The organism is Komagataeibacter melaceti, from assembly GCF_003403295.1.
Taxonomy (GTDB): Bacteria; Pseudomonadota; Alphaproteobacteria; order Acetobacterales; family Acetobacteraceae; genus Komagataeibacter; species Komagataeibacter melaceti.
This window is the reverse complement of sequence record NZ_QUWV01000170.1, coordinates 1-317: the sequence shown is the minus strand read 5'-3', so window position 1 is coordinate 317 and position 317 is coordinate 1. Positions and strand designations below refer to the sequence as shown.

At 63.4% G+C, this 317-nt stretch carries 1 protein-coding gene; it reads right to left on the bottom strand.

The genetic code is table 11. From position 1 onward, the window contains the following. Positions 1-270: hypothetical protein (locus tag DY926_RS17095; RefSeq protein WP_148707818.1), on the bottom strand; the 270-nt coding region annotated here is incomplete at its 3' end. Between the last annotated feature and the right edge of the window lie 47 nt (positions 271-317).

The following is a 317-nucleotide window of genomic DNA, read 5'->3' as shown; positions in this document are numbered from 1 at the left end:
ACTGGCCCGTTCCTTACGTGCCTCCATCCATTTTCCGACACGGTACCACGTCATCTTGGCGCACCTGACGGTAGGTGCGAGCCCCCGCGCATTCACCAGTCCGACGTCCGAAAACCAGCGGCACAGGGCCACCCAGTCAATGCGACGACCATCACGATGACGCAGGATTTCCGCGCGGTGACGCTCCATCCACGTCCGCAGCGATAGCGCCCCGGATGCTTCCTCAAGCACCGCCAATGCACCTTCAACACCGATGGTTGCCGCAGACATCCTGACCTCCCGACCGCACTGGAGCGCGCCTCATGGCGCTGCCAGAG